At 60.3% G+C, this 5,740-nt stretch carries 10 protein-coding genes; 7 read left to right on the top strand and 3 right to left on the bottom strand.

Annotated elements, in window-relative coordinates; all coding sequences use genetic code 11:
• Positions 1-179: 179 nt before the first annotated feature.
• Positions 180-314, bottom strand: coding sequence for a hypothetical protein (locus M6D32_RS20975; protein ID WP_298259807.1), 135 nt, complete (start codon positions 312-314; stop codon positions 180-182).
• Positions 315-1,031: 717 nt separating this feature from the next.
• Here M6D32_RS20975 and M6D32_RS20970 point away from each other — a divergent pair.
• The 7 genes from M6D32_RS20970 (at position 1,032) to lpxD (ending at position 3,777) form a co-directional block, all read left to right on the top strand.
• Positions 1,032-1,298, top strand: a complete 267-nt coding sequence (locus M6D32_RS20970) for a hypothetical protein (RefSeq protein ID WP_298259805.1) — start codon at positions 1,032-1,034, stop codon at positions 1,296-1,298.
• A complete protein-coding gene (locus M6D32_RS20965; RefSeq protein ID WP_298259803.1) occupies positions 1,291-1,587 on the top strand; it encodes a hypothetical protein in 297 nt (98 codons plus the stop codon). Before M6D32_RS20970 ends, M6D32_RS20965 begins: the two co-directional genes overlap by 8 nt.
• Before the next feature lie 76 nt (positions 1,588-1,663).
• On the top strand, positions 1,664-1,858 hold the full coding sequence (locus M6D32_RS20960; protein ID WP_298259801.1) for a hypothetical protein: 195 nt from the start codon (positions 1,664-1,666) through the stop codon (positions 1,856-1,858).
• A 19-nt stretch (positions 1,859-1,877) separates the two neighbouring features.
• Complete coding sequence (locus M6D32_RS20955) at positions 1,878-2,156, top strand: DUF1488 domain-containing protein (RefSeq protein WP_298259799.1); 279 nt, start codon at positions 1,878-1,880, stop codon at positions 2,154-2,156.
• Positions 2,153-2,413: a hypothetical protein gene (locus M6D32_RS20950; protein ID WP_298259797.1), complete on the top strand. Its 261-nt coding sequence runs from the start codon at positions 2,153-2,155 to the stop codon at positions 2,411-2,413. Before M6D32_RS20955 ends, M6D32_RS20950 begins: the two co-directional genes overlap by 4 nt.
• A 55-nt stretch (positions 2,414-2,468) precedes the next feature.
• Positions 2,469-2,615 carry a hypothetical protein gene (locus M6D32_RS20945; RefSeq protein ID WP_298259795.1) on the top strand — a complete coding sequence of 49 codons (147 nt, stop codon included), beginning with the start codon at positions 2,469-2,471 and terminating at the stop codon, positions 2,613-2,615.
• Positions 2,616-2,727: 112 nt separating this feature from the next.
• A complete protein-coding gene (gene lpxD / locus M6D32_RS20940; protein WP_298259793.1) occupies positions 2,728-3,777 on the top strand; it encodes a UDP-3-O-(3-hydroxymyristoyl)glucosamine N-acyltransferase in 1,050 nt (349 codons plus the stop codon).
• 89 nt (positions 3,778-3,866) lie between these two features.
• On the opposite strand, the gene M6D32_RS20935 is transcribed toward lpxD, so the two are convergent.
• Entirely contained in the window at positions 3,867-4,649 is a 783-nt protein-coding gene (locus M6D32_RS20935) for a transporter substrate-binding domain-containing protein (protein WP_298259791.1), read from the bottom strand.
• A 17-nt stretch (positions 4,650-4,666) separates the two neighbouring features.
• Positions 4,667-5,635, bottom strand: coding sequence for a zinc-binding dehydrogenase (locus M6D32_RS20930; protein WP_298259789.1), 969 nt, complete (start codon positions 5,633-5,635; stop codon positions 4,667-4,669).
• Positions 5,636-5,740: the final 105 nt, after the last annotated feature.

Below are 5,740 nucleotides of genomic sequence, written 5' to 3'. Positions count from 1 at the left end.
ACCATGGCCTCTCGACCTTTGGGCGTCAGGGGGGCATTCTTGTGGGTGTCCATTCGGTTCTCCGCGAATCGCTGGTGGTTTGGCGACTTCAGAGTTCCCGGTCAGGGCCGAATGGACAACCTCCTGAAAGCCCACAGCTAGCTCAGCAGCGCGTCAGATGCTGACATTTTCCGGTGTCGCTATTTCTTCTTCCCGGAAGCCAGGCTCGGCTGCCACACGACGGTCTTTTGGCTTGGCGCCGCGGCAATTGTCTTGATCTGCTGCTTTTTGGGTTTCTTGGCTTCGCGATTGCCTCTGTGCTCGCCTTTGGCCATGTCGCTCTCCTTGTGTCGTTGACACTGACGGGATGCCAATATCGCGATCGCGTCGACGGCGTGGCTCGATTAGCCGCGTGCAACTGTGCGCCCTTTGATGCGCAATAGCCATCTAATAGTTATGGCAGCTCGACCCATCCCGATCATTAGCGCGGCGATCCTGATGCGCGGCTCACAGCGATGTGCGTTCCACCGCGTTAGGGACGCGCTCCAGTGCATCGATCAACATCCGGGTCTCGAAAAATTGTTGCTTGCCCGCTCCGCCTTGTTCCGCCGAAAATCGAAGCGAGGAGCGTCGGGCATGTACCCACGACCGCGGTCAGGGGTGTCGGCTGCGGAAAGTCGTGGATCATCTCGAAGCCGACCCGAATTTTCATGGGAAGACCTGATTCACGCCGATCTCACCATGACAATTGAGGCCGCCTTGTCCCGAAACCGTGCCGTCCGACTTCGAGTCGAACGTTGAAGAACGTTTGCAAAAAGCGCCGCCGCAGGCCTCGACCGGGCCACATTTGAGCAGCTTGCCTGCGGATTCCCGGAAAAATGCTCCGCGGGGCTGGACAGGTGGCGGTGAAAGCGGCGGAATACAAGACAAAGCGAGGCTATTCGGCGCCTATCTCGTGAGAAAGCGATAGCTATTCGGCGCGAAAGGGCGCACGGTAAATCCATGCACCCCAACAGACTCGGGCGAGGGCCGCTTACGATACGTATCGCGGCATGACCGTGCGCTCGCGGCGTGAAACCATCACGTTTCAGCATCCGTTCCGGATCAGGGGCATCGACCGCCTGCTGCCTGCGGGCGCCTATGAGGTCATCACCGATGAGGAGATGATCGAAGGACTGTCGTTCCCGGCGTTTCGCCGGGTTGCCACCATGATCATGGTGCCGGCAGCAGCGCAAAACGCGGCGATGGAGATGGTTTCGATCGGCTCGGTCGATCTATCCGACGCTCAGCACATCGATGCGAGCGGGCCTCATGACTGACGAGCCGCTCGATCTCGACAAGCACCGGGGCGTGGCGGCGCAAAAAGCCACCGACATCAGGCGTGCACTGGCGGAGGTCGAAAACAACGCAAGGCAATTGCGCGAACGGCAAGAGGTGCTTGAAAACCAGTTGCTGTCGGTTCAGGCGACCTCTTGGCCGGACGCCGCCGCCAAGGCCAGGTACGTCCTGAATTTGTATGCCGCGGAGCTGGCTCCGGGAGACACCCATCACCGCGATCTTGTCGAGGCTATCTTTGCCGATTTTGCCCGGCTCGCTGACAAGATCTGAACTCGTCGAAATCTCCGAATGGTCGGAGACAGCGCTCGATCAACGATCGAACGCCAACTTGAAAGACACGTAATCCATGCAAAATCTCTCGCCGCGTCACGTCAAGACGGAGGAATCGCTTCGGCTTGGCGTCGTATCCGGCTGGTACAGCACGAAAGTGAGCGGAACGTTCGTCTCCGGGCCGCACGATTCGGAGGCCGAGTGTCTTCGCAGGATCGCGGAGATCAATCCGCTGCCGCCGAAAGTCAAAAGGGCGGCGCCCATCGCGTAACGATCCAGGAGGTACGTCAATGGCACTGACCCGCGGCAGTTTTGGCAGTTACGAATTTGACCGGATGGTGGTGCTGTTTTCGATGGTTGACGGTGAAAGGGAAATATCCTGCGCTGTCAGCACATCCGCCATGGACGATCTGGAAAAATCGGAGCGGATCAAACCCGACCAGCGCGAAGCGCAGTTCATGCGGTTGCGCGATCGGATTGAAGAGCGTGCCGTTCAAAAATTCATCGCGAGGGAATTCGAGGGCACGCCCGCCGGCATCATCCTACGTAGCCTGGATTTCAGAAAGTGATCGATGGCAAGGTGGCCGGAGATCCACCGGCTTTGCTGAGCACCGAAGAGTTCGATTCGTTGCGTGAAGTCGGCAAGGGCGACGCCCAAGGCGATATTCCCCAGGTGCATTGGGAGCGCCTGGTTGCCTTGGGTTATGCGCTCAGACGGCTTGGTGTCCTTGGGCTGACTGAGTCCGGCAAGCGGCGCCTCGCCACCGGAAACCTTCAAACTGAAAGCAAAGAATTTAATGATGAAAAAACCTGTTCTCTCGATTGAAGAGCCAGAGCCCAAGAAAAGACTGCGAGCCGACAGGCCGCCCGTTGATGGGTTCGTGACGATTGTCGACGGTCATTTCAAGTCGGAATTCGACACCGCCGACGCAGCCGAGGCGTCGGGCCGAAAACTGAAATCGGCCTATCCGATGCTTCAGGTAGAAATCTACGACGCCAATGCAAAGACCCGCACCTTGTTGAGCTAGCGTTTGCGTTACTCCCGACGCATGAAGCCGCCCGGCAATCGTTTGGCAGCTTCAACGCCTGGCTTCTCATTATTTTCACGCAGACCCTTTCATCGCTCGGGGAAAGAACGATATGGCCGAAGCGATTGCCGGCAATCCGAGATTTTTCAAGCGAAGCGGGCCGTATTCTCTGGCAATCGTTGCCGGAGCGGCGGGCGGAATTTCCAGCGGCGTAGACCTGTTGCTCGAGGGTGTAGCTCCCCTCCAAACAGCCGGTCCCAACGAAGTGAGCTTTCTGGACAATCGGCGCTATTTGCCGGCCCTCGATCGGACGTCGGCCGGTGCTGTCATTGTGCACCCCGATGTGGCTCCAAGGGTACCCAAGGCGACAGCGACGATCGTCACGGTCGAACCATATGCAGGCTGGGCGCGGGTCGCTGCATTGTTCCATCCCGCATTGCCGGTCTCTCCGGGCATTCATCCCTCCGCCATTGTGGCGAGCAGTGCCGTCATCGATCCATCGGCGGAGATTGGACCGCTGGCCGTTATTGAATCCGGCGCGGAGATAGGTCCAGGCTGTCGCATCGGACCTTGCGCAGTTGTAGGAAATGGCGTGGTGGTCGGTCCGGATTGCCGGATTGGCGCACATGTAAGCTTGAGCCACGCGCTGCTGGGAGCGCGCATATACGTCTATCCCGGCGCACGGATCGGACAGGAAGGCTTCGGATTTGCCGCTACGCGAGACGGTTTCCTGTCAGTGCCTCAGCTTGGGCGAGTGATCATTGAAGACGACGTTGAAGTTGGGGCCAATACGACCATTGACCGGGGATCGTCGCGCGACACGGTGATTGGCGCGGGGTCCCGTCTCGACAACCTCGTGCAGATCGGCCACAACGTCGTCCTCGGCCGCTGTTGTGTCGTCGTCGCACAGGTCGGCATTTCAGGTTCAACCGTACTTGAGGATTTCGTTCGCGTCGGCGGGCAGGCGGCGATGGCGGGACATCTGCGAATCGGCCAGGGCACCGAGATTGGAGCGCAGGCCGGCGTCATGTCGGATCTGGCCGCCGGCTCAAGGGTACTCGGCACACCCGCTCAACCGAAGTATGATTTCTTTCGGCAAATTGCCATGTTGAAGACGATGGCAGGGCGCAAATGGCGGTCGAGGCGTGAGCCCCCGAACTGAGGTTCTTTCGGACATCCGCTATCTCGTCGTAGCCGATAGGGGGAACGCGCTGGCGGTCGATGTTTGCGCCTATAACGCGCTCGACGGATTTATTGCGCCTTTACGGCGCCCCGTAGTCCTGCTTGCGCGGCCAGCCGCGCGACAAGACCGCTGGTGCGCACATTGTCAACAAAGCCTTTGATGTATTCCAGTCCGCCAGCGTGTTCTTTGGGAATTGCGACTGCGAGATGTTCCTCGCCCCATCGTCCCTCCAGGATTCGCGATCCCGGCATCTGGTCCGACATCTCGAACAGGATCGGCTTGTTGGTGGCATAGGTATCGATCTCGCCACGCTCCAGCATTTCGATGCCACGCTTGTAGTTTTCGGCGGGCGCCACGATCGCAGTTGGCAGCAATTTTGGAATTGCGCTTTGCGACGTGCTGTTTTTCGTCACGCCGATACGAAGGCCAGCCTTCTGGATATCGGCAAGGGATGCAATCGGCGAGTTCGCCGCGACAAGATAGCCGAGCTCGATCGTGAGCAGGGTCTGGCTGAATGCGGCCGACGCGGCGCGCGCCGGCGTCGAGTTGCTGATCGTGAAGTCGACGTCGCCCGCTTTCATGCCTTCGATGATCTCCGAGATGCGCTGGTAGTTGACCTGCTCGAAGGGAACGCCCAGCCGTTTGGCGAGCTCGTGGCCCAATTCGAAGCTCAGGCCGTGACTTTCGCCGGTCTTGGGATCGTGCACCAGCGAGGTCGGACTGCCGAGATAGACGCCGACGCGCAGCTTGCCCGTCGGCGCCAGTATCGCTTTCGCGTCCTGCGCGAAGGCCCTGGGGCTCGTGGCTGCCAGCACGGAGGCGGTCGCCATCACGACGGTCCAGGTTTTCATGGGGGACTCCGCGCAACTTACAGCGTCACGACGATCTTGCCGAGATGCTTGTTGGCTTCCATGTGCTCGAACGCCTTGCCGATATCGTCGAAGGCAAACACCTTGTCGATCGGCAATTGCAGTTTTCGCGATTCCACCGCCGGCCAGATATCCCTGCGCACGCCATCGAAAATATCGCGGATTTCCTCGATGCTGCGGGTCCGGAAGGTGACGCCGATATAATCGATGCGGCGCGCCGCATGCAGATCGAAATTGAAGTCGGCGTGGGTGCCGCCGAGCCGGCCGACATTGACGATGCGGCCCTTGATTTTGGTTGCCTTCAGGTTCTGGCTCGCGACCTTGCCCGAGACCTGGTCGACGATCAGGTCGACGCCTTCGCCGGAGGTGGCCCGCAACACCTGGTCGACCCAGCCGGCGTCGCTGGAATCCACCGCAAGGTCGGCGCCGTATTCCGTCAAGCGGGCACGGCGGGTCGCGTCCGTGGAAGAGCCGACCACGAGCTGGGCGCCCTTGAACTTGGCGATCTGCATCGCCATCAGGCCGACGCCGGAGCTTGCGCCCTGGATCATCACGCTTTGCCCGGCCTGCAAGCCGCCGATGGTGACGACCGCATTGTGCATGGTGGTGATTGCGATGGGCAGGGTGCAGGCTTCATCGAAATTCATGTTCGAGGGCGCGCGGAACAGGCGGCCGTGATCGGCGAGGGTGTATTCGGCGAACGCCGCCGCACCCGAACCCATCACCTTGTCGCCGACCTTGACGCCCTTGGCGTCGGGACCGAGCTCGGCGACTTCGCCGGCCCATTCCATGCCGAGCACGGTGCCGGCGCCGCCGACGCTGCCGTGGGCATGTCCCTTGGTCATGCCGAGATCGGCGCGGTTGAGCCCGCAGGCGTGGACGCGGACCAGCACCTGTGTGCCTTTCGGGGAAGGCTTGGCGACATCTGTGATTTCAGCGCCGTTGGCGCCGTAGACATAGGCTTTCATACTGATATTCCTTTTTTCGCGAGACTATCTCAACCCTCATGGTGGGGAGCCCCCGGCGATGCGAAGCATCGTCCGGTGCGCGTCGCCGGACGATGCTTCGCATCG

This window comes from Bradyrhizobium sp. (assembly GCF_027307225.1).
In the GTDB taxonomy this organism is placed as follows: domain Bacteria; phylum Pseudomonadota; class Alphaproteobacteria; order Rhizobiales; family Xanthobacteraceae; genus Bradyrhizobium.
Note: the sequence above shows the minus strand (reverse complement) of the source record. Positions and strands in the feature narration are given on the sequence as shown.